The organism is Streptomyces sp. NBC_01463, assembly GCA_036227345.1.
Lineage (GTDB): Bacteria > Actinomycetota > Actinomycetes > Streptomycetales > Streptomycetaceae > Streptomyces.
Window position 1 is genome coordinate 6,290,271 of record CP109468.1, and the last position, 19,698, is coordinate 6,309,968.

The 19,698-nt window shown below is 73.0% G+C and carries 14 protein-coding genes and 1 riboswitch; of the genes, 4 read left to right on the forward strand and 10 right to left on the reverse strand.

Annotated elements, in window-relative coordinates:
• Positions 1-97 precede the first annotated feature (97 nt).
• A complete protein-coding gene (locus tag OG521_27740) occupies positions 98-2,206 on the forward strand; it encodes a phosphatase PAP2 family protein (GenBank protein ID WUW24354.1) in 2,109 nt (702 codons plus the stop codon).
• A 132-nt stretch (positions 2,207-2,338) separates the two neighbouring features.
• Here OG521_27740 and OG521_27745 read toward each other — a convergent pair whose 3' ends face one another.
• A complete protein-coding gene (locus OG521_27745) occupies positions 2,339-3,301 on the reverse strand; it encodes an AEC family transporter (protein ID WUW24355.1) in 963 nt (320 codons plus the stop codon).
• Between the two features lie 58 nt (positions 3,302-3,359).
• Entirely contained in the window at positions 3,360-4,607 is a 1,248-nt protein-coding gene (locus tag OG521_27750) for a cytochrome P450 (protein ID WUW24356.1), read from the reverse strand.
• Between the two features lie 317 nt (positions 4,608-4,924).
• Here OG521_27750 and OG521_27755 point away from each other — a divergent pair, with 317 nt between their 5' ends.
• The gene (locus OG521_27755; protein ID WUW24357.1) at positions 4,925-6,094 is read left to right on the forward strand and encodes a steroid 3-ketoacyl-CoA thiolase; all 1,170 of its coding nucleotides are present in this window, start codon (positions 4,925-4,927) and stop codon (positions 6,092-6,094) included.
• A 54-nt stretch (positions 6,095-6,148) separates the two neighbouring features.
• On the opposite strand, the gene OG521_27760 is transcribed toward OG521_27755, so the two are convergent.
• Complete coding sequence (locus OG521_27760) at positions 6,149-9,262, reverse strand: alpha-N-acetylglucosaminidase (protein WUW24358.1); 3,114 nt, start codon at positions 9,260-9,262, stop codon at positions 6,149-6,151.
• 241 nt (positions 9,263-9,503) lie between these two features.
• On the opposite strand from OG521_27760, the gene OG521_27765 reads away from it, so the two are divergent.
• Positions 9,504-10,790: an alpha/beta hydrolase gene (locus OG521_27765; GenBank protein WUW26816.1), complete on the forward strand. Its 1,287-nt coding sequence runs from the start codon at positions 9,504-9,506 to the stop codon at positions 10,788-10,790.
• A gap of 75 nt (positions 10,791-10,865) precedes the next feature.
• Here the strand turns inward: OG521_27765 and OG521_27770 are convergent, their stop codons facing one another.
• The 6 genes from OG521_27770 to OG521_27795 form a co-directional block, all read right to left on the reverse strand.
• Positions 10,866-11,291, reverse strand: a complete 426-nt coding sequence (locus tag OG521_27770) for a lytic transglycosylase domain-containing protein (GenBank protein ID WUW24359.1) — start codon at positions 11,289-11,291, stop codon at positions 10,866-10,868.
• A gap of 304 nt (positions 11,292-11,595) precedes the next feature.
• Positions 11,596-12,423: an ECF transporter S component gene (locus tag OG521_27775; GenBank protein ID WUW24360.1), complete on the reverse strand. Its 828-nt coding sequence runs from the start codon at positions 12,421-12,423 to the stop codon at positions 11,596-11,598.
• A complete protein-coding gene (locus OG521_27780; protein WUW24361.1) occupies positions 12,420-14,141 on the reverse strand; it encodes an ATP-binding cassette domain-containing protein in 1,722 nt (573 codons plus the stop codon). Before OG521_27780 ends, OG521_27775 begins: the two co-directional genes overlap by 4 nt.
• Positions 14,138-15,328, reverse strand: a complete 1,191-nt coding sequence (locus tag OG521_27785) for an energy-coupling factor transporter transmembrane protein EcfT (GenBank protein ID WUW24362.1) — start codon at positions 15,326-15,328, stop codon at positions 14,138-14,140. Before OG521_27785 ends, OG521_27780 begins: the two co-directional genes overlap by 4 nt.
• Entirely contained in the window at positions 15,325-15,975 is a 651-nt protein-coding gene (locus tag OG521_27790; GenBank protein ID WUW26817.1) for an SCO2322 family protein, read from the reverse strand. Before OG521_27790 ends, OG521_27785 begins: the two co-directional genes overlap by 4 nt.
• A 47-nt stretch (positions 15,976-16,022) precedes the next feature.
• Complete coding sequence (locus tag OG521_27795) at positions 16,023-17,285, reverse strand: terpene cyclase/mutase family protein (GenBank protein WUW24363.1); 1,263 nt, start codon at positions 17,283-17,285, stop codon at positions 16,023-16,025.
• A 128-nt stretch (positions 17,286-17,413) separates the two neighbouring features.
• A riboswitch (cobalamin riboswitch) is annotated at positions 17,414-17,484 on the reverse strand.
• Positions 17,485-17,822: 338 nt separating this feature from the next.
• On the opposite strand from OG521_27795, the gene OG521_27800 reads away from it, so the two are divergent.
• Entirely contained in the window at positions 17,823-18,524 is a 702-nt protein-coding gene (locus OG521_27800) for a hypothetical protein (GenBank protein WUW24364.1), read from the forward strand.
• A gap of 23 nt (positions 18,525-18,547) precedes the next feature.
• Here OG521_27800 and OG521_27805 read toward each other — a convergent pair whose 3' ends face one another.
• Positions 18,548-19,684, reverse strand: a complete 1,137-nt coding sequence (locus OG521_27805; protein WUW24365.1) for a winged helix DNA-binding domain-containing protein — start codon at positions 19,682-19,684, stop codon at positions 18,548-18,550.
• Between the last annotated feature and the right edge of the window lie 14 nt (positions 19,685-19,698).

The following is a 19,698-nucleotide window of genomic DNA, read 5'->3' on the forward strand; positions in this document are numbered from 1 at the left end:
ATGGCCGGGCATTCTTTCCGACAAATGCCGGATGACAGTCAGGCGAAGAGGGGGTTGATTGGGTCTACCTCATAGCGCAATGCGAAGGTTTCACAGCATGACCGGATGGAGATCCGGCAACGAACGTGGGGAGGATCGGCGCAACGTGGCGAACGCGGAGCACAGTGTGCGCGGAAATGCGGCGACGGGAGCGAGGACCGGTGCTGCCCGTGCCGTGCTCTGGCTGGTCGTGGCCGCACTGGCCGTACGGCAGATGGCGGTGGTGCTGAGGCAGCCGCCCGGCGAGCGGCTCACCGACCTGGAGACCTGGATCGGTGAGAACGGTGTGCTTCATGTGACGGGTTCGCTGTACGACACCGACCGGTTCACCGGCACGCCCTTCGCCGGACTGGTCCTGAAGCCACTGACCCGTACGGCCGAACAGAGCCTCGGCGTCGCCTGGACCTTCGGCTCGCTGCTGCTCGTCGCCGCGCTCGGCATCATCGCGGCCCGCGCCCTGCCCGCCCCCGTCAGCCGCCGCACCGCCCTGCTCGCCGCCCCCGTCACCATCAGCCTGCTGATGGTCTCGCTGCCGGTGCGCAACGCCCTGTACCTGGGCCAGACCAGCATCCTGCCGGTCCTGCTGGTCCTCGTCGGCTGCTTCGTGGTCCGCGGCGAACGGGCCTCCGGCGTGCTCATCGGAATCGCCGCCGCGCTCCAGCCGACCGTGCTGCTCTTCGCCGCCCTGCTCTGGCTGACCGGGAGACGCCGCGCCGCGGTCACCGGCGGGGTCGCGTTCGCCGGCTGCACCGCGCTGGCCTGGGCCGCGATGCCGCACGACTCGTGGACGTACTGGGTGCACCACGTCGCGGGCGCCGGCCTCGGCGACCACGCGGACAGCCTCGCCAACCAGTCCCTGCACGGTGCGCTGCTCCGGCTCGGCCTGGAGGGCCCGCTGGAGATCGTCCTCTTCCTGGTGCTGGCCGCGGCCGTCTGCTTCCTCGGCCTGCGCCGGGCCGCCCGGTACGCCCAGGACGGGCAGCTGCTCCTCGCCGTGGCCGTGACCGGCTGCGTCTCCGTCGCCGTGTCACCGACCGCCTGGCAGCACCAGCTGCTGTGGGTGCTCCTCGCCGTGGTCGGCCGGGTCGGCAAGCGGGCCTCCGACCGGCTGGTGTGGCCGGCCGTCGTCATCCTCGTCATCACGCTGCCCGGCAAGATGCTGCTGCCGAACATCGAGGCGGTGTTCCCGGTCCGCGACAACGTGCTGCTGATCGCCGCGCTCGGGGCCGCATGCGCCGCCCCGTTCCTGCCCCGCACCTCGCCGTACTGGCAGCACCCCGTCCCCACCGACTACGCGGCCCCGGTCGCCACCCGCTGGAGCAGGGTGCCGCTGCTGCCGTTCTGGCGGCGCGTCCTCAGCCGGCCCAACCTGCTGCTGGAACTCCTGCTGATCAGGGTCGTCTACTCCGCGTACCAGCATGTCCGGCTGGCCGCGACGGCGGGCCGCGCCACCGCGGAGCACCACGGCCGGCAGATCCACTCGATCGAGCAGTGGCTGCACATCGACATCGAGCACTGGGTCAACCACTCGGTCGTCAAGGTCGGCTGGCTGCGGGACTTCTTCGACTACTACTACTCGACGTTCCACTTCATCGTCCCGCTGGCCATCCTCGGTGTCCTGTACGTGCGCCGCCCCGCGGACTACCGCTGGGTCCGCAGCTCCATCGGCTTCGCCACGGTGCTGGCCCTGGTCGGCTTCTGGCTCTACCCGCTGGCCCCGCCGCGGCTCATGCCGGGCCTCGGCTTCATCGACACCGTCCACGGGGTCCAGGACTTCGCGAAGCCCGACTACGGCACGCTGACCGGGGTGACCAACCAGTACGCGGCGATGCCCTCGCTGCACTTCGGCTGGTCCCTGTGGTGCGGTGTGGTGATCGTGATGCTCGCGCCGAGGATCTGGATGAAGGCGCTGGGGCTGCTGCACCCGCTGTTCACGCTCTCCACGATCGTCGCGACGGGCAACCACTGGGTGCTGGACGCGGTGGGCGGCGCGACGGTGGTCGCCCTCGGCTTCGGCCTCACCTACGCCCTGTCGGGCCCGCGCCGGCTGGAGGAGCCCGTGGTGGGGTCCAGCGAGGGTGGCCGGGCGGACGGCGGCCTGGAACCGCCGGGCGGCGGTGGGACGACGTCACCGAGTCCTGCCGGCCGTGTCACCGAGAGGGCCTGACGACGCGGGACCGGGCCGACCGACGACCGCCGAAGGGGTGCCGGGCAGCAAAAGCGCCCGGCACCCCTTCGGCATGTGGATCGTCGCGTTCCCAGCATCCGCCCGCCGGACGGGGTCCGCCACTCGAACGGGTCAGCGGGACGGGCCCAGGGCCCAGGTGGCGCAGGACAGCGTGACCATCGACACGACCGTGGAGGCCACCACGGCGTTCCGGGCGAGGCCGGTGTCCAGGCCGTACTCGCGGGCGTAGATGTAGGCGTTCTGCGCGGTCGGCAGCGCGGAGCAGAGGACCACGGCCAGCACCTGGTGGTCGGGCAGGTGCAGGAGCGGTCCGGCGACGGCGAAGGCCACCAGCGGCTGCACCAGGGTCTTGAGCAGGACCGCGACACCGACCTCCGCCCGGCCCGCGAGCCGCCCGGTCCCGCCGGCCGGGCCGCCGTGCAGGGACAGCCCCAGCGTGATCAGTGCCGTGGGCACCGCGGCGGCGCCGAGCACGTCGCAGGAATGGGTCACCGCGGCCGGCAGCCGCAGCCCGGTCACGGAGACGGCCACCCCGAGCAGCGAGGCCATGATGACGGGGTTGCGGACCGGCATGGTGAGCATCCGCCGCAGCCCGCCGCCGGTACGGCCGCCGCCGGGTCCGCCGCTCGCCCGGGTGCCGGTGTCGAGCAGCGTCAGGATCACCGGCGACACCAGCAGGACCTGGAACAGGATGACCTGCGCGACGAACGAGGCGTCCCCGAGCACCTGCACCGCCACCGGGATGCCCAGATTGGCCGAGTTGACGTAGCCGGACGCCATGCTGCTGATCGCCCCGTCGGCGCGCTTGCGGCCGAAGAAGCGCCGGCCCACCGCGTATCCCAGCCCGGACACCAGCGCCGTCCCCGCCGCGAACGCCACCATCGACGGATGGGCGAACGAGCCCGGCCGCGACCCGGACACCATGGTGAACAGGGCTGCGGGCATGGCGACATGGAAGACGAACCGGCCGAGCACGGACTCCGCCTGCGCTCCGAGGAGTCCACTGCGGCCGACCGCGTAACCGATGCCGGTCAGGATCCAGATGGGGGTGAAACCGGAGAGCAGGGCGGGCATGCCCGCCATGATCCTCGTACCCCTGAACGCGGGGCGGGCAGGGGTACGAGGCCGGGGCTCAGGCGGTCGCGCTCACCTGGAGCTGTTTGATGCCGTTGAGCCAGGCCGACCGCAGCCGGCGCGGGTCACCGGTCAGCCGCAGGTCCGGCAGCACGTCCGCGATCGCGTTGAAGATCAGGTTGATCTCCATCACGGCCAGGGACTTGCCCAGGCAGAAGTGCGGACCGCCGCCGCCGAAGCCGAGGTGCGGGTTCGGGTCGCGGGAGATGTCGAACCGCTCCGGGTTCTCGAACACCTCGGGGTCGTTATTGGCCGAGGAGTAGAACAGCCCGACCCGGTCGCCCTTCTTGATCTGCTGCCCGCCCAGTTCCAGGTCCTGGGTGGCGGTCCGCTGGAAGGAGACCACGGGCGTCGCCCAGCGGACGATCTCCTCGGCGGTCGTCTCCGGCCGCTCGCGCTTGTAGAGCTCCCACTGCTCGGGGTGGGTGAGGAAGGCGTGCATGCCGTGGCTGATGGCGTTGCGCGTCGTCTCGTTGCCGGCCACGGCGAGCAGGATCACGAAGAAGCCGAACTCGTCGGAGGAGAGGTTGCCCTCGCCCTCGGCCGCGACCAGCTGGGAGACGATGTCCTTGGCCGGGCACTCCTTGCGGGCCGCCGCGAGGTTCATCGAGTAGGAGACGATCTCCATCGCCGCCTCGGCGCCGATCTCCTCGGTGATCGCGTACTCCGGATCGTCGTACGCGGCCATCTTGTTCGACCAGTCGAAGATCCGGGCCCGGTCCTCCTGCGGCACGCCGATCAGCTCGGCGATGGCCTGGAGCGGCAGCTCCACGGCGATGTTGTTGACGAAGTCGAAGGAGCCGTCCTCGTCGGCCGCGGCAAGCGCCGTCTCGACGATCGACCGCGCCCGGCTGCGCAGCGCCTCCTCCAGGGACCTGACGGCCCGGGGGGTGAAGCCGCGCTGGACGATCTGGCGGACCCGGGTGTGCTCGGGCGGGTCCATGTTCAGCATGATCAGCTTCTGGACGTCGATCTGGTCCCGGCTGATGGTCTCGTTGAAGCGGATCACCGCGGTGTTGGTGTTCGACGAGAAGAGTTCGGGGTGGGTCGAGACGTACTTGACGTCCGCGTGGCGCGTGACGACCCAGTAGCCCGAGTCGTCGAAGCCGGAGATGCCGGTGGGCTGGGTGCACCACCAGACCGGCGCGGTCTCCCGCATCATGGCGAACTCCGGGTGCGGGACCCGGGCTTGGAGCAGGTCGGGATCGGTGAAGTCGAACCCTTCGGGCAGATGGGGGCAGGGCATCGGCAGCTCCAGGTCAAGAACTCCAGGTCGGTCCGAGAGCCGTCCGAGCAATGTCTGACGACCCATCAGAAGTTGCCCGAAAGGTAGTAACGAGTTCTACAACTGACAAGGGGCATGGCCGGATCTGTTGCGTGAAGCATCGGTGAACCGGCCAGGTTCGAAGCGGGTGCTGGCCGTGAAGGCCGCGCAAGGTGCGTGCAAGACCCTTGCGTACCGGGGGTAAGCCTCATAAGACTGCAAGAAGAACTAGAACGCGTACTAGTTCCTTCCGTGGGCGCCGGGACGCCTCTGCGGAAGTGCGAGGAGAGGACGAGCTCATGGCCGCGGAACCCGTCATCGTCGAAGCCGTACGCACCCCCATCGGCAAGCGCGGAGGCGCGCTCGCCAATCTGCACCCCGCCTATCTGCTGGGTGAGACCTACCGTGAACTTCTCGGCCGGACCGGCATCCACGCCGACTGCGTCGAACAGATCGTCGGCGGCACCGTCACCCACGCCGGCGAACAGTCCATGAACCCGGCACGCAACGCCTGGCTCACCGTGGGGCTCCCGTACGAGACGGCCGCGACGACCGTGGACTGTCAGTGCGGCTCCTCGCAGCAGGCCTCCCACATGGTCGCCAACATGGTCGCGGCCGGGGTGATCGACGTCGGCATCAGCTGCGGGGTCGAGGCGATGTCGCGGGTACCGCTGGGCAGCGGCTCCAAGCACGGCCCGGGCAAGCCGTGGCCCGACGAGTGGAACGTCGACCTGCCCAACCAGTTCGAGGCCGCCGAGCGCATCGCCCGCAAACGCGGCCTCACCCGGGAGAACGTCGACTCGCTCGGCCTCATCTCGCAGGAGCGGGCGGCCGTCGCCTGGGCCGAGGAGCGCTTCAAACGGGAGACGTACGCGGTCCAGGTGCCCACCACCGAGGAGGAGCAGGCCGCCGGCCAGGGCATGTGGCGGCTGGTCGACCGCGACGAGGGGCTGCGCGACACCACGATGGAGGGACTCGCCCGGCTCAAACCCGTGATGCCCACCGCCGTCCACACCGCGGGCAACTCCTCGCAGATATCCGACGGCGCCTGCGCGATCATGTGGGCGTCCAAGCGGATGGCCCGCGCGCTCAAGCTCAAGCCGCGGGCCCGGATCGTCGCCCAGGCGCTGGTCGGCTCCGACCCGCACTTCCACCTCGACGGCCCCGTCGACGCGACCCGCGCGGTGCTCGGCAAGGCCGGGATGTCGCTCAGGGACATCGACATCGTGGAGATCAACGAGGCCTTCGCGTCCGTGGTGCTCAGCTGGACGCAGGTCTTCGACCAGGACCTGGAGAAGGTGAACGTCAACGGCGGTGCGATCGCGCTCGGGCACCCGGTCGGCGCGACCGGCGCCCGGCTGATCACCACCGCGCTGCACGAACTGGAGCGCAGGGACAAGGAGTTCGCCCTGATCACCATGTGCGCGGGCGGTGCGCTGGCGACCGGCACGATCATCCAGCGCCTGTAGGCCCCCGGCCGGCGGACGGACGCGTGGCCGGGGCGCATCCCGGCCACGCACGCCTCAGCCCGTCAGCGACCAGCCGCTGAAGTCCGCCCGGCCGCGCCGGCCGGAACCGCCGTTCGCCGCCGTCATGAAGAACCCGACGTCCTGGACGGCCGCCGCACCCGGCACCGTCACCGCGGCCATCGCCCGCCAGGAGGCTCCGCCGTCCGTCGAGCAGGAGCCCGTGTACGAGGCGCCGGACCGGGTCAGCCGCAGCAGCACCGGCCCCTGCACGCCGGGCAGCGAGTCCCGCTTCTCCAGGGTGCCGTCACCGTTGGCGTCGTACGAGAGCACCACCCCGTTGGCCGGGGTCAGTGCCAGGTTCAGGAAGCCCCGGGACCCGCTCGCCGGCATCGCGTTGCGGACGACGAGCCCGGCCCGCGCCCAGTTCCCGGTGTTCTCCTGGGAGTCCACCCGCACGGTCACCGATCCGCCCTCCCCGAACGCCGCCGCCCGGTAGACCGCGCCGAACTCGGCCGTGGCCCCCCACAGATCGCGTCCCGCCCCGTCGATGGCGAAGCGGTCGGCCAGCCGGCCGAACGACGCGTCGTTCGCGTTGTGGACCAGCCAGTCCGCCTCCAGCGGCCCGGCCACGTACACCTGCCCCCGCACCACCGCCGTGACCGGCCGCTCCCCGCGCGGCCCGTACCGCGTCCGCAGCTCGAACGGATGCGGCTCCAGCGGCTCCTTCGGCGCGGCCTGCGGGGCGGTGATCCGCCAGCTCGCCCGGGCGCTGCCGCCCGCCTCCACCCCGGGCAGCTCGACGGGCCCCTGCGCCACGGACTCCAGGCCGGGCAGCCCGAGGAGGAAGCGGACCGGACCGGTCGCGCGCAGGCCGTTGACGTTGCGGAACCCGGCCTCGACGACGGCCGAGCCGCCCGGCGGGACGGCGGCCCGGTCGGCCGCGACGGTGACCGTGCCCTGGTAGGGGGCGGCGGCGAGCGTGTCGTACACCCGGCGGGCGGTGCGGTGCGCGGCGCGCGCGCTCAGCTCCCGCAGCGGGTAGGTCTTGCGCTCGTGCGTCCACGGCTCCTCGACGGCGTACCAGTCGAAGACCTCGGGCGCCCGGTCGTGGGCGAGCGCGTCCGCCATCTCGTCCAGGTAGGTCTGCCACTGCGGCAGATGGAAGTCGGCGATCAGGCCCTGCCAGTCGCGGTTGGCGTAGTTCGCCAGCAGACCGCCGTCGGCCGCCGGACGGTCGGCCCAGGTGGTGATCAGCGCACGGGCACTGTGTTCCAGCTGGGCCGCCTCGGCGGGCGACGAGGCGGAGCGCCGCGCCTCGTCCAGCCACGGCCCGAGCATGAACGCCCGGTGTCCGCCCGTCATCTCGTCGCTCAGCCGCATCAGTTTCAGCCACAGCCCGGACAGGACGGCGAACGCGGCCCGGTCCCCCCGCGTATAGGCGGCGTGCAGTTGCGGGAGCAGCTGCCGGGAACGGTTGGCGAGCGCCTGGCGGGCGAAGTCGGTCAGGTCGAAGCGGTACGCCTCCGAGCGGCGCAGCGACTCCTTCATCCGCAGCAGCCCGGCGAACGCACGGTCGAAACCGGCCGAGTCGAACGACAGCTGGGTGGTGCCCCAGTACGTGGCGTTGACCGCGGCGAGGTCGGGGCGGGCGGCGAACAGCGAGTCGTGCGGACGGCCGTCGCTGCTCTGCACGTCGTAGGCGGTGTCGCGCAGCGCGGCGAAGGCCTCGGCGGCGTGCCCGTCCCGGCCGCCGTAGCGGAACCGCGCGTACCGGGTGAACCAGGCGGCCCGGTCGACGGGCTCCTCGCGCCAGGCCAGTTCGGTGAACAGCTCGAAGGCGGCCGGGTCGCGGTCGGTGGACTCCGGCAGATAGGCGGTGCCCGACAGGGTGCTGCCCGCCTTGTCGCGCCAGGCCGGGAACTTCTGCGTCCAGGCCGGGGCCATCGCGCCGAGCGTGGTCCGGCCGCCGAAGTTCGGGATCGCGCCGAACGCGTACGGAGTGTTCCCCCACTCCTTCTCGCGGTCCGTGGCCTCGTCCAGCTCGGAGCGGCCGTCCACGATCAGCACATGGGTCTTGTCGAGCGCGTCCAGCAGCTCCCGGCGCGGATTGCCGGTCCAGCCCATGATCACCCAGGTGGCACCGGGCCGGGCGGTCTGCAGCGCGCGCTCGATGCCGCGCGCCGCCTCGGGGATGTCCACCCCGCCCGCGCTGCCGCCCTCGTGCAGGATGTCCATCTTGTACGAGGGCACGTCGTCGAACAGCACGCGCTGATGCCGGTAGAAGGACTCGGCGACCCGGGCGAACGTGTCGGTGCGCGGGTCCAGCCAGTCGGGGCGCCGGAATCCGGACCACTGGCCCTGCGGGACGACGGCGGCGCCGGGATTGCGGTCGGCGAAGCCGCCCGGGACCGTGCCGAAGTAGCCGGGCAGGACCGGGGCCATGCCGAGCTCGCGCATCCGGTCGGCGGCCCGGCGGCCCAGGGCGGCCCGCCGGGCGATGAGCTCCGGGCCGAGCGGCCCCCCGTACCCGCTCATGTTCTGCAGCAGCCACCACGGCTGATGGGTCGGTGCCGGGATCCAGGCCCTGGTCTCCGCGTCGCTGTAGCCGAACTCCTGCATCACCCGGTGGTACACCGCCTCCTGACCGACGGTCAGGAACACCTCGTTGCAGCCGTGCAGGGCCAGCACGTCGATGGTGCGCTCCCAGCGCGACCAGTCGGCGTACGGGGCTGTGTACCCGTCATACGTGTCGTTGAAGGTGAACCGGTGCGGGACCGTCGCCCGCCGCTCCAGCGGCCGGGCGGGCGCGGGCAGCACGGCCGGCAGGTCGAGCTGGCTCCCCGCCCACGAGATCACCGCGTCGCACACGTACTTCAGATACCAGTGCACCCCGGTCAGGAGCACCGCCGGACTGGTCCCGGCGACCTCGACGCGGCCCCGTCGGCCGCCGATCCGGAAACGCTCGCCGCCGTCCGCCGGATCGAGGAGGGTGAGCCGGAACTGCCCGGCCTGCGCGCCCAGCAGCCGTTCCAGCGCCGCGTGCGCGGCCGCGGTGCCCCCCGCCTCACGTGCCGGACCGGCGACGGCCGGGATCTGCGTCCCGAGGGCGGCGGTCACACCGACCGCTCCGGCGGAGGTCAGTAGCGTACGTCTCGACAGCTGCGTCACGAGCACTCCTTGGTCAGGGCCGCGGATGGTGCGTCAGATGTGAACTGGATTCTGCGGTGCGCACGTTAATGGGGGGACGCAGGCACGACAACGGGCCCCCAACATCTTTCGGACAGGCCGCCGGATGGCGCACGGAGCGGACAACGGCGAGGTGGCGGGCCCCAGGTCCGAAGGTGCTCCCAGGTACACCCCCGGCCGGGGCTCACGCCGATGGTGGCCCCGTACGCGGCTGCATAGCGTCCTGGTCATGGGAAACAACGCGAGCAACTCCGCCCCGGCCCACCGCGCACGACGACTCCTGGCCGCCGCCACGGTGGTGGTCCTCGCCGCACTGGGAACCGTGCCCGCCGCGGCGGACGGCCGCCGGGACTCCGCACCGCGGCCGTCCGCGACCACCACCGACGCGCGGCACACCGCCCGCGGAGCCCTCCTGTCGATCACGCCCGTCGCCACCGTCGGCCGGGCCGGCGTGAAGGACTTCCTCGCCTCGGCGGGCATGGACACGGCCACCGTCCGGCACGGCGTGCGGGCCTACCGGCTCACCTACCGCACCCTCACCCCGCAGGGCGCGCCCACCACCGCCACCGGCCTGTTCGTGCTCCCCGACGGCGGCGCCCACCGGCTGGACCTGGTCTCCGACACCCACGGCACGATGGTCCACCGCGACTACGCGCCCTCCGTCGGCGAGGACTTCGGCCGCTACGCCCCGTATCTGCACGCCTCGGCCGGGCGGGCGGTCGCCGCCCCGGACTACCTGGGCCTGGGCGAGGGCCCCGGACACCACCCGTACATGGACACCGCCTCGTCCGTCAGCGCCTCGCTCGACATGCTCCGCGCCTCCCGCACCGCCGCGCAGCGCCTGGACCGCCCGCTGACCGGCGACGTGTACGCGAGCGGCTTCTCGCAGGGCGGCCAGGTCGCGATGGCCCTGGGCAAGGCGCTGCGGAACGGGGCCGACCGGCGCTTCACCCTGAAGGCCCTGGCCCCCGTCTCCGGCCCGTACGACATCGAGCACGCCGAGATCCCCGCACTCTTCGACGGCAGGGTCAACGACACCAGCGGCCTCTTCTACATGACGTACTTCCTCACCGCACAGAACCGGATCCACCCGCTGTACGAGGACCCCGCCGAGGTGTTCCGCGCACCGTACGCGGACATCGCCGAGGAGCTCTTCGGCACCCACCACACCGAGGAGGAGATCTTCACGGCCCTGCCCGGCACGCTGAAGGACCTGCTCACCGACGCGTACTACGAGAAGGTCCAGCACCCGAGCGGGGCGCTGCTGGCAGCGGTCCGCGCACAGGACGGCAACTGCGCGTGGCGGCCGGGCGTGCCGGTGCGCCTCTACTCCGCGTCGGGCGACACCGACGTCCCGATCGCCAACGCCCGCGCCTGCGCCGCCGATCTGGCGGCGCACGGCACGAAGGTGCCGGTGACCGACCAGGGCGCCGCCGACCACAACGGCACCTACCTGAAGTCCGGTCCGCAGATCGTGCGCTGGTTCGACGCGCTGGCCGCGCGCGGATGACGGGAAACGCCGAGGACCCCCGGCCGCGGAAGCGGTCGGGGGGCCTCGGTGCTACTGGCTGCGGTCCGGGTGGACTCAGTACCAGTTGTTGGCCTGCCAGAACGACCAGGCGCCGCACGGGCTGCCGTAGCGGGAGTTCATGTAGTCCATGCCCCACTTGATCTGGGTGCTGGGGTTGGTCTGCCAGTCGGAGCCGGCGGACGCCATCTTCGAACCGGGCAGGGCCTGGACCAGGCCGTAGGCGCCGGAGGAGGCGTTGGTCGCGCTCGGGTTCCAGCCGCTCTCGTGGCTGACGATGTTGCTGAAGCACTGGAACTGCGCGTCGTCACCGATCATCGACTTCGCCGTGTCCTGCGCACTCGCGGCAGCGGACGTCGGCGCGGCGGTGGTGGCCGCCATGGCCGGGGAGACGCCCAGAGCCACACCGGAGGCACCCAGCAGCACTGCTGCACCGGCGACGGCGGACTTGCGACGGGCGAGGATGTTACGGGCGAACGACACAGGGAACCTAACGTCGGGTACGGGGGAGTCGCGTGCTCCGGTCCGAATCCTGCGTGGACCGTTGCGCGTTGACCGCTGTCCGTTCCGGTGGACGCTGCGGTGCTCGGCGACATCTCCATGGTTAGCCGCGCCGTTCAACGACCGCAACGACCCCCGGTACGACCCCGCCTCGCACCCCGGGCCGAAGGTCCCGAACCGCCCCAAACCGCGTCATAGCAGGTCGGAGGGTGCGCAACGGGGTCCAGTGGACGCTCCTCGCGCCTCCTAACCCGCTTCGTACAGGACCAAGGTCCTGTGGGTGCCCTCACTCCTCCGGGACCCCGAATGTGACCTGGGCCTCGAAGGCCGCGCGGCGGGTGGCCCGGCGCAGCGCCTTCAGCAGCGCGGTTCCGACGGTGAGTGTCAGGACGACGGTGAGCACGGCACGCCCCAGGTCCCAGCCCAGCGAGGTGGCCGTGCAGTACGCCAGGAACCGCACCAGGTTGTCGGCCAGCGCGTCACCGGGATGGAAGGAGATGCCCGAGCCGAGCCCCGGCACGATCGTCCACCCGTACAGATTCATGACCGTCCCGTACGCGAACGACGCCACCGCTCCGTACGCGGCGAGCATCAGCAGCTCGGCGCGCCCGCGCAGCCGGTCCGGCCCCGGCAGCATCCCGGCGCCCATGGCGAACCAGCCCATGGACAGCATCTGGAACGGCATCCACGGACCCACTCCGCCGGTCAGCAGCGCGGAGGCGAACATCGTCACCGAGCCGAGCACGAAGCCGAAGCCCGGCCCCAGCACCCGCCCGCTCAGCACCATCAGGAAGAACATCGGCTCAAGCCCCGCCGTGCCCGCCCCCAGCGGCCGCAGCGCGGCACCGACCGCGGCCAGCACCCCCAGCATCGCCACCGCCTTCGCGTCGAGCCCGGCGTCCGCGATCATCGCGACCACCACCCCGACCAGCAGCGGCAGCAGCGCGGCGAACAGCCACGGCGCGTCCTGCGAATGCGCGAGCCCGGAGTCCGGGCCGGCCAGCAGCGGCCAGCCGAAGGCGGCCACCCCGATCGCGCTGATCAGCACCAGCGCGGCGACGGCCCGCGGCCCGAGCCGCACCGGCCGCGCGCCCCGGACCTTCGTGCCGGTCATGCGTCACCGTCCAGCGCCGCCCGGACCTGGGACACGGTGAGCCACTCCTGCGGGGCGAGGATCTTGGCGATCTGCGGGGCGAACGCGGGGGACGACACCACGACCTCCGGCGTCGGACCGTCCGCCACCACCTCTCCGTCGGCGAGGATCACCACCCGGTGGGCCAGCTCGGCGGCCAGCTCCACGTCATGGGTGGCCAGCACGATCGCATGGCCCTCGGCCGCCAGCGTGCGCAGCACCGCGACGAGCCGGGCCTTCGCCGCGTAGTCCAGACCGCGGGTCGGCTCGTCCAGGAGCAGCAGCGGGGGCCGGGCGGTCAGCACGAGCGCGAGCGCCAGCGCGAGCCGCTGGCCCTCGGACAGATCCCGGGGGTGCGTGGCGTCCGCCACACCCGGCAGCAGCTCCGAGACCAGGGCCCGGCAGCTGCCCGGCGCGGCGCCCGCGTCGGCGTCGGCCGCCGCGCACTCGGCGGCGACGGTGTCCGCGTACAGTAGATCGCGCGGCTCCTGCGGTACGAGCCCGACGCGGCGCACCATCTCGTGCGGCGGCGTGCGGTGCGGGGTGCGGCCGCCGACGAGGACGGTGCCGGAGGTGGGCTCGACCATGCCGACGAGGGCGCCGAGCAGGGTGGACTTGCCCGCGCCGTTGCGCCCCATCAGGGCGACGGTCTCGCCCGGGGCGACGGTCAGGGTCACCCGGCGCAGCGCCTCGACACGGCCGCGCCGCACCGCGAGACGCTCCACGCGGTTGGTGGCGTCGGCGTCCGGCCCGGGGGCCTCCTGCTGCGGGGCGCGGGCGAACAGCCGGGCCAGGGCGGACCGCCGCGGCGCGGGGTGCGGAGCGGGCACCTGCGGGGGAAGCCGCCGGGCTTCGCCGCTGCCGCCGACCGGTCCGGGCGTCACGCCCGCCAGCCGCTCCCGCATCCCCTCGGCCCGGCGCCGGGCGTCGCGGACCGACAACGGCAGCGGATCCCAGCCGGCCGTCCGCCCCAGCGCCACCACCGGTGGATGCACCGGCGAGAGCGCCATCACATCGGCGGGCGCCCCCATCACCGGGGCGGCGCCCCGGGACGGCAGCAGGACGACCTGGTCCGCGTACTGCACCACCCGCTCCAGCCGGTGCTCCGCCATCAGGACCGTCGTCCCCAGGTCGTGGACGAGCCGCTGGAGGACCGCGAGAACCTCCTCGGCCGCCGCCGGGTCCAGCGCGGACGTCGGCTCGTCCAGCACGAGGACCCGGGGATGCGGGGTCAGGACGGAACCGATCGCGACCCGCTGCTGCTGGCCTCCGGAGAGCGTGGCGATCGGCCGGTCGCGCAGCGTGGCGAGGCCCAGGAGATCGAGGGTCTCCTCGACCCGCCGCCGCATCACGTCCGGGGCGAGGCCCAGCGACTCCATGCCGTACGCCAGCTCGTCCTCGACCGTGTCGGTCACGAAGTGGGAGAGCGGGTCCTGGCCCACCGTGCCGACCAGATCGGCCAGCTCACGGGGCTTGTGGGTGCGGGTGTCGCGCCCGTCGACGGTGACCCGCCCGGTCAGCCGGCCACCGGTGAAGTGCGGTACGAGCCCCGACACGGCACCCAGCAGAGTCGACTTGCCGACCCCCGAAGGCCCGACGAGGAGCACCAGCTCACCCTCCGGAACGGTCAGATCGACCCCCGACAGGGTCGGGTGCCCGACCCCCTCGTACTGCACCGAAACATCGTCGAACCGGATCACACCTGCTCCTCGAAGCCTGTGGGGGAAGGCGCGGCGGGCGAGCCTGTGGGGGACGGCGGGACGGGCGCGACGACCGCCGGCAGCAGTCCGGTCAGCACCGCGGCGGCGGGCCACAGCGGCAGCACGGGCGCGGTCAGCGGTACGACACCGGGGTGCAGCGCCGCCGGATCCGCGCTGCCCGCCCAGATCATCGCCACCGCGACCGCCGCACCGGACCCCGCGACCAGCCAGGCCCTCGCGCCCCACCGGTCGGGCCGGTAGCGGGTCCGCACAGACCGCGCCCCGCCGAGCCGCAGCCCGGCCATCGCGGCGACGAGCCCGACGGCCAGCAGCGGCAGCCCGTACACCGCACCCTGCGCGGCGAGCAGCCCGTACGTACCGGCGCAGACCCCCAGCAGCCCGCCGAGCGTGAGGACGTTCGTGGTGTGCCGGACGGCGGCCGGCACGTGGGCGGTACGCCCGTAACCGCGCGCGTCCATCGACGCCGCCACCGCGACCGACCGCTCCAGCGCGCCCTCCAGCACCGGCAGCCCGATCTGGAGCACGGCCCGCACCCCGCCGGTCGGCCGGCCGCGCAGCCGCCGGGCGGTCCGCAGCCGCACCACGTCGGCGACCATGTTCGGCGCGAACGTCATCGCGACGACGACGGCCACCCCGGCCTCGTACAGCGCACCGGGCAGCGACTTCAACAGCCGGGCCGGATTGGCCAGCGAGTTCGCGGCGCCGACACAGATCAGCAGCGCGGCCAGCTTCGCCCCGTCGTACAGCGCGAACAGCAGTTGCTCGGCGGTCACCCGGCCGCCGATCCGCACGCCCTTCGCCCACTCGGGCAGCGGCACCTCGGGCAGCGTGAACACGACATGCGTCCCCGGGATCGGGGACCCGAGGAAGACGGAGAAGAGCAGCCGCACCCCGATGACGAACAGCCCGATCTTGATGAACGCCCCGTACGAACGGGCCCACGGAGCGTCGGTGCGCCGCGCGGCCACGACGTACCCGGCCACGCCGACCAGCAGGCCGAGCAGCAGCGGGTTGGTGGTCCGGGACGCGGCGGTGGCGAGCCCGAGGGCCCACAGCCACCAGGCCCCGGCGGGCAGCGCGTTGCTCCGGGTGGCGACGGGCGCGCGCCAGGCCCGGAACGGGCCGGCCGCGGCGCCCGTGCCGCCGGCCGCCGTCCGCCCGGTCATCCGCGGCGGCGGCGGGCCTGCGCGACTGCGGCGATGCCGAGGAGCAGGACGGCGCCGATCCCGACGAGAACCCCGGCGGACGGCCCGCCGCCGCCGTCGGACCCGCTGTCGCCGGCGGGAGCAGAGGCCTTCTTGCTACTGCCCCCGGTACTGGCCCCGTCCCCGGACACCTGCTCACCGCAGCCTGAGGCCGGGTAGCCGGAGATCGCGCAGAGCAGCGCGTCACTGCCGTAGCGCAGCGGCTTGGCCACCGAGGCGAGGGCGTCCGCGCTGCTCGCGTCCTCGGGAACCTGCGCGCACACGCTCCGCGGCGCGGGCGGAGTCTCCCCGTCCGGGGCGTCGGCGGCCGTACCGGGGTCGATGACGAGCGCGACCCGCTTGGTGCCGTCCTTGGCCGGGGTGTCCGCGCAGATCTTCGCGAAGTCGGGGGCGCGGCGCGGCTTGGAGGCGTCCTGCGAGTCCGCGCTCACGGAGAACCGGAAGCCCTGCACCGAACCGTCGTCCGGACGCACCAGCGACGGCCCCTGGGTGGCGTAGGCCCACCCGGTGCCGGAGCCCTCCCAGAACGACCAGTAGCGGTAGCCCGCTGCCTGGGCCGTGCCCGCACCGAGCACGGCCAGGAAGGCGCCCAGGAGCAGGACCACCAGCGGCGCGGCGGCACGTCCGGCGCGCCGCGGGGGCTGCCGGGTGGCGCTCACAGCTGCTGGTTCTTGCGGCGGCCGCTGATCAGGAACCCGGCGCCGGCGCCGACGGCGAGGCCGATCCCGACGAACCACCAGACACCGCCGATCCCGTCCCCGTCGCCGCTGTCCTTCTTCTCCTCCTCCTTGGTCTCGGACGCCGTCGGCTTCTTGACCGCGGCGGGCTCGGGCCCGGTCGCGTTCAGCTGGGCGACGAGGTCGGCGCCGCCGAAGTCGTGGACGTCGGTGCCGGTGGCGTGGGCGGCCATGACGAGCTGCGCGTACGCGGCGGGGCCGTTCTCCTTCGCCCAGGCAGCGGAGTTCTTCTCCAGCCACTTCACGGAGGCGGCGGCCTTGTCCTTGTGGCCGGAGGCGGACAGCGCGACGACCGCGTCGGCGGTGTTGCCGAAGTCGGGCTGCGGGGCGCTGTCCTCGGCGCCGGGCATCGGCGGGGAGTCGAGGTGACCGGACTCGGCGAGGGCGCCGGCGAGGTAGTAGGCACCGTTCTGGGCGGCCTGCTCGGGCTTGGCCACGGCGCCCTTGGTGCAGGTGGGGTCCTTGACGGCGGCGTTGTTCCCGACGACGAGCCCCTTGCCGAGCGAGCCGAGGACCGCGGCCGCGGTGGCGTCACCGTTGGCGACGAGCTTGCCTGCCTTGTCGGGCTGGTAGGCGAACGCGCCGCCGTCCTTGCCGCCGCAGGGGATGGCGAAGGTGAGCAGGGCGTCGTACGGCGTCTTGCCGCCGTCCGTCGTCACATCGCCGAGCTTCTCCCCGGCCCGGGCGAGGGCGCCGATCACGATCGAGGTGGAGTTCGCGTCGCTCGGGCCGCCGGCGGTGTAACCCCAGCCGCCGTCCTTGTTCTGTACGGACTTCAGCCAGGACACCCCGTTGTGCACGAGGTCCTCGTGCCCGCGGACCTCGTGCAGCGCCTGTACGGCGGCCGCGGTCGCATTGGTGTCGATCATGGTCTTGTCGTCGCAGGCCACGGACGGGTCCGGACGGTACGCGGGGAACGCCCCGCTGTCGCACTGCTGCCCGATCAGCCAGTCGACGGCCTTGGCGGCGGGCGTGACGCCCACGGCGCGCTGCGAGGCGAAGGCCAGCGACTGCCGCCAGACCCCGTCGTACGTCGGGTCCTTCGTGCCGTACAGCCCCGAGGGCAGGGCCACGGACGGCGAGGGGGAGGGGGACGGCGCGGCGACTGCGGCCGGGGCTGCGGCCGCACAGAGCACGGTGGCGGTGGCGGCGAGCGCGGCTGCGCTGCGGCGTACGGTCATGGCGGGCGGGGCCTCTCCTGGGGGAACCGGGCACAGGCACACACAGGCACCCAGCTCCGGCTCCGCATACCTCGACGGTGCCGGCCGCCGGGGGTTCCCGACGGCACGAGCCGGTCACAACTCGGACAGGGCATTCCGACTTCCGCGTGGACGCGGTCACGGCTGCGAGCCAGCGCCGGATTCGCACCGGCTTCCCCCTGAACGGGCATGATGACGACCTGCCCACTCTACCGGGAGGCCGCTGAGGCCCCCGGCCCGGGCGCCGGAGGCGGGGGCGGCGCGGCGACGGAGGCTGCCCGCCCGGAACGCCCGGAATAGTCCATGGCCCTTTCGAACAGTGATCGTTAAACTGCAACCGGCTTATGAATCAGGCGGGTTGAGGGGCGGCGGACGGGCATGACGACAGGTACCGGGGGATTCCCCCCGCCCCCTTCCCGCCCGCCGGGCACCCCGCCGCCCCATCCCCCCGTGCCACCGGCGCCACCGCGCACGGATCCGCCCAGGTGGGCGTGGTGGGTCGGCGGTATCGCGATCCCCATGATCGGCATCGTGGCGACGGTGATCTTCAGCAACAACCCCGACCCCGCCCCCGCAGCGTCCCCGGCCCCCGCCTCCAGCAGCCCGCGGTCCGAGCCCTCGGCCCCGTCCAGCCCGGACCACGCCTCGGCGGAGACCGAATCACCCACCGCGACCCCGAAGCCTTCGGCATCCCCGAGCCCGGGCGACACGGCCCCCGCGGACACCGACCTCACGGCACCGGCCGGGTACGGGGACGCGGTCAAGACGATGTGGGGCCTGGCCCCCGCCCCCTGCAACCAGGACGAACAGCAGCTGGTGGACCTCGACGACGGCATGAGCCGGGTGGAAGCCCTCGTCAAGGGCGACCTGATCGGCGTGGCCAAGGACCCCGGCGGGGCAGAACTCCTCTACTGGCCCGACTCCTGCAACGACCGCAACAACTACCGGCTGCGCGCACTGCCCAACACCCGCGTGGGCCTCCTGCGGGACGGACTCCCGAAGTCCTTCGAGTCCTGCGAGGCGGCGTCGAGGACCGGCTTCGGACCCCTGGCCCTGCTCGACAGCTACGACCGCGAGGGGCGCGGCTTCGTCGAGGGCGCGGCGCTGTGCTCCGTGACGGACCAGGGCGCGGTCTCCATGGCGTTGATCGAGAACATCGACGACTCGTCGAACGAGGCGTCGGTGAGCGGCACGCTGTACGTGTGGCCGAAGAAGTCCTGACCGCGGAGACGGAAGCCGCCCCCCTACAGCACCCGCACCTCGCCCTCCGGGAGCTTGCTCCACCAGTGGTGGTAGCGGCCGTAGACCTCCGCCTCGCGATCGCCGAGGAAGGCCGTCAGTGACTCGGCCTCCGCCGCGAGCCCGTCCCAGGCCGCCGGGGAGAGCGGGTGGAACGCCGTGGCCTCTATGCCGTCCGCCGTGGGGCGCCAGACGCCGGCGACGCGGCCGTCCACCAGCAGGGTGGGCAGGACGTCGCCGTTGCGCCGGATGACCAGGGGGCGGTACTCCGGGGGTATCACCCGGCTGCGGTCCGCGTACGCCAGCAGCACGCTGTCCCACATGGCCATCAGGCGGGGCGGGGAGGGTGTGCCGGCGGGCGGGCGGGATGCGCCGGGGAGGTCGAACAGGGCCTCGCCGTCCGGGCCCTGGAGCTGTTCGACGGAGTCGCCCATGGCGAGGAACGCCGTGCGGACCGGTGCGCGCTGCACCATGGCGAACTGCGCCACGTCCGCGATCGACGCGGGCCCGAACCCCGCCAGATACCGCAGGATCAAGGTCCGCAGGGCCTGGGTGTCCACCGCGCGGCCAGTGGGCTCCGGTCCGCTGTCGCCCGCCGCGACGAAGGACGGGCGGTGGCCGAAGGACCAGGGCGCGCCCGTCGGGGCGTGGTGCAGCGGCGCGTACCCCTTCAGCCCCCACCACCCGCCGTCCTTCTTCTCGGCGCCCAGCCGCTCCTCGGCCCACGCCTGCATCTCCGCGGAGGTCCGCGGCCGGCGGGCGAACGCCAGCAGCTCCGGCACCAGTTCCTCGGCGTCCGCCGGAGTCAGCCCCGCCGCGGCGAAGCGGGCGCCCAGGCGCGAGGCGTACAGCGTCGGCCGCATCGCCGCGCGGAAGGCCGGGTAGTCCTCGGCGTGCACGGCGTGCAGTGTGATCCGCATCAGCGTGGCCTTCACCACCGTGCGGTCGGTGAAGGCGGCGTCGAGCTCGGCCGGGGCGAAGTCCGTGAGCCGGTTCCACAGGGCGACGTACGGGGACGCCGGGTGCTGCGCCTGGAGCGCGACCACCCGCCGCACCCCGTCGGCGACGGTCAGCGGCTCACGCGCCAGGAGCAGTTGGCGGCTGAGGGTCGCCCGGTTGAGTTCGCGCACGGTGATCGTCACAGCTCCGGATTGTG

Excerpts from the sequence above, each read along its gene's own strand:
- OG521_27745 (WUW24355.1), bottom strand. The coding sequence starts at position 3,301 with ATGCCCGCCCTGCTCTCCGGTTTCACCCCCATCTGGATCCTGACCGGC.
- OG521_27795 (WUW24363.1), bottom strand. The coding sequence starts at position 17,285 with ATGACCGTACGCCGCAGCGCAGCCGCGCTCGCCGCCACCGCCACCGTG.
- OG521_27755 (WUW24357.1), top strand. The coding sequence starts at position 4,925 with ATGGCCGCGGAACCCGTCATCGTCGAAGCCGTACGCACCCCCATCGGC.
- OG521_27740 (WUW24354.1), top strand. The coding sequence starts at position 98 with ATGACCGGATGGAGATCCGGCAACGAACGTGGGGAGGATCGGCGCAAC.
- OG521_27800 (WUW24364.1), top strand. The coding sequence starts at position 17,823 with ATGATCGGCATCGTGGCGACGGTGATCTTCAGCAACAACCCCGACCCC.
- OG521_27775 (WUW24360.1), bottom strand. The coding sequence starts at position 12,423 with ATGACCGGCACGAAGGTCCGGGGCGCGCGGCCGGTGCGGCTCGGGCCG.
- OG521_27785 (WUW24362.1), bottom strand. The coding sequence starts at position 15,328 with ATGACCGGGCGGACGGCGGCCGGCGGCACGGGCGCCGCGGCCGGCCCG.
- OG521_27750 (WUW24356.1), bottom strand. The coding sequence starts at position 4,607 with ATGCCCTGCCCCCATCTGCCCGAAGGGTTCGACTTCACCGATCCCGAC.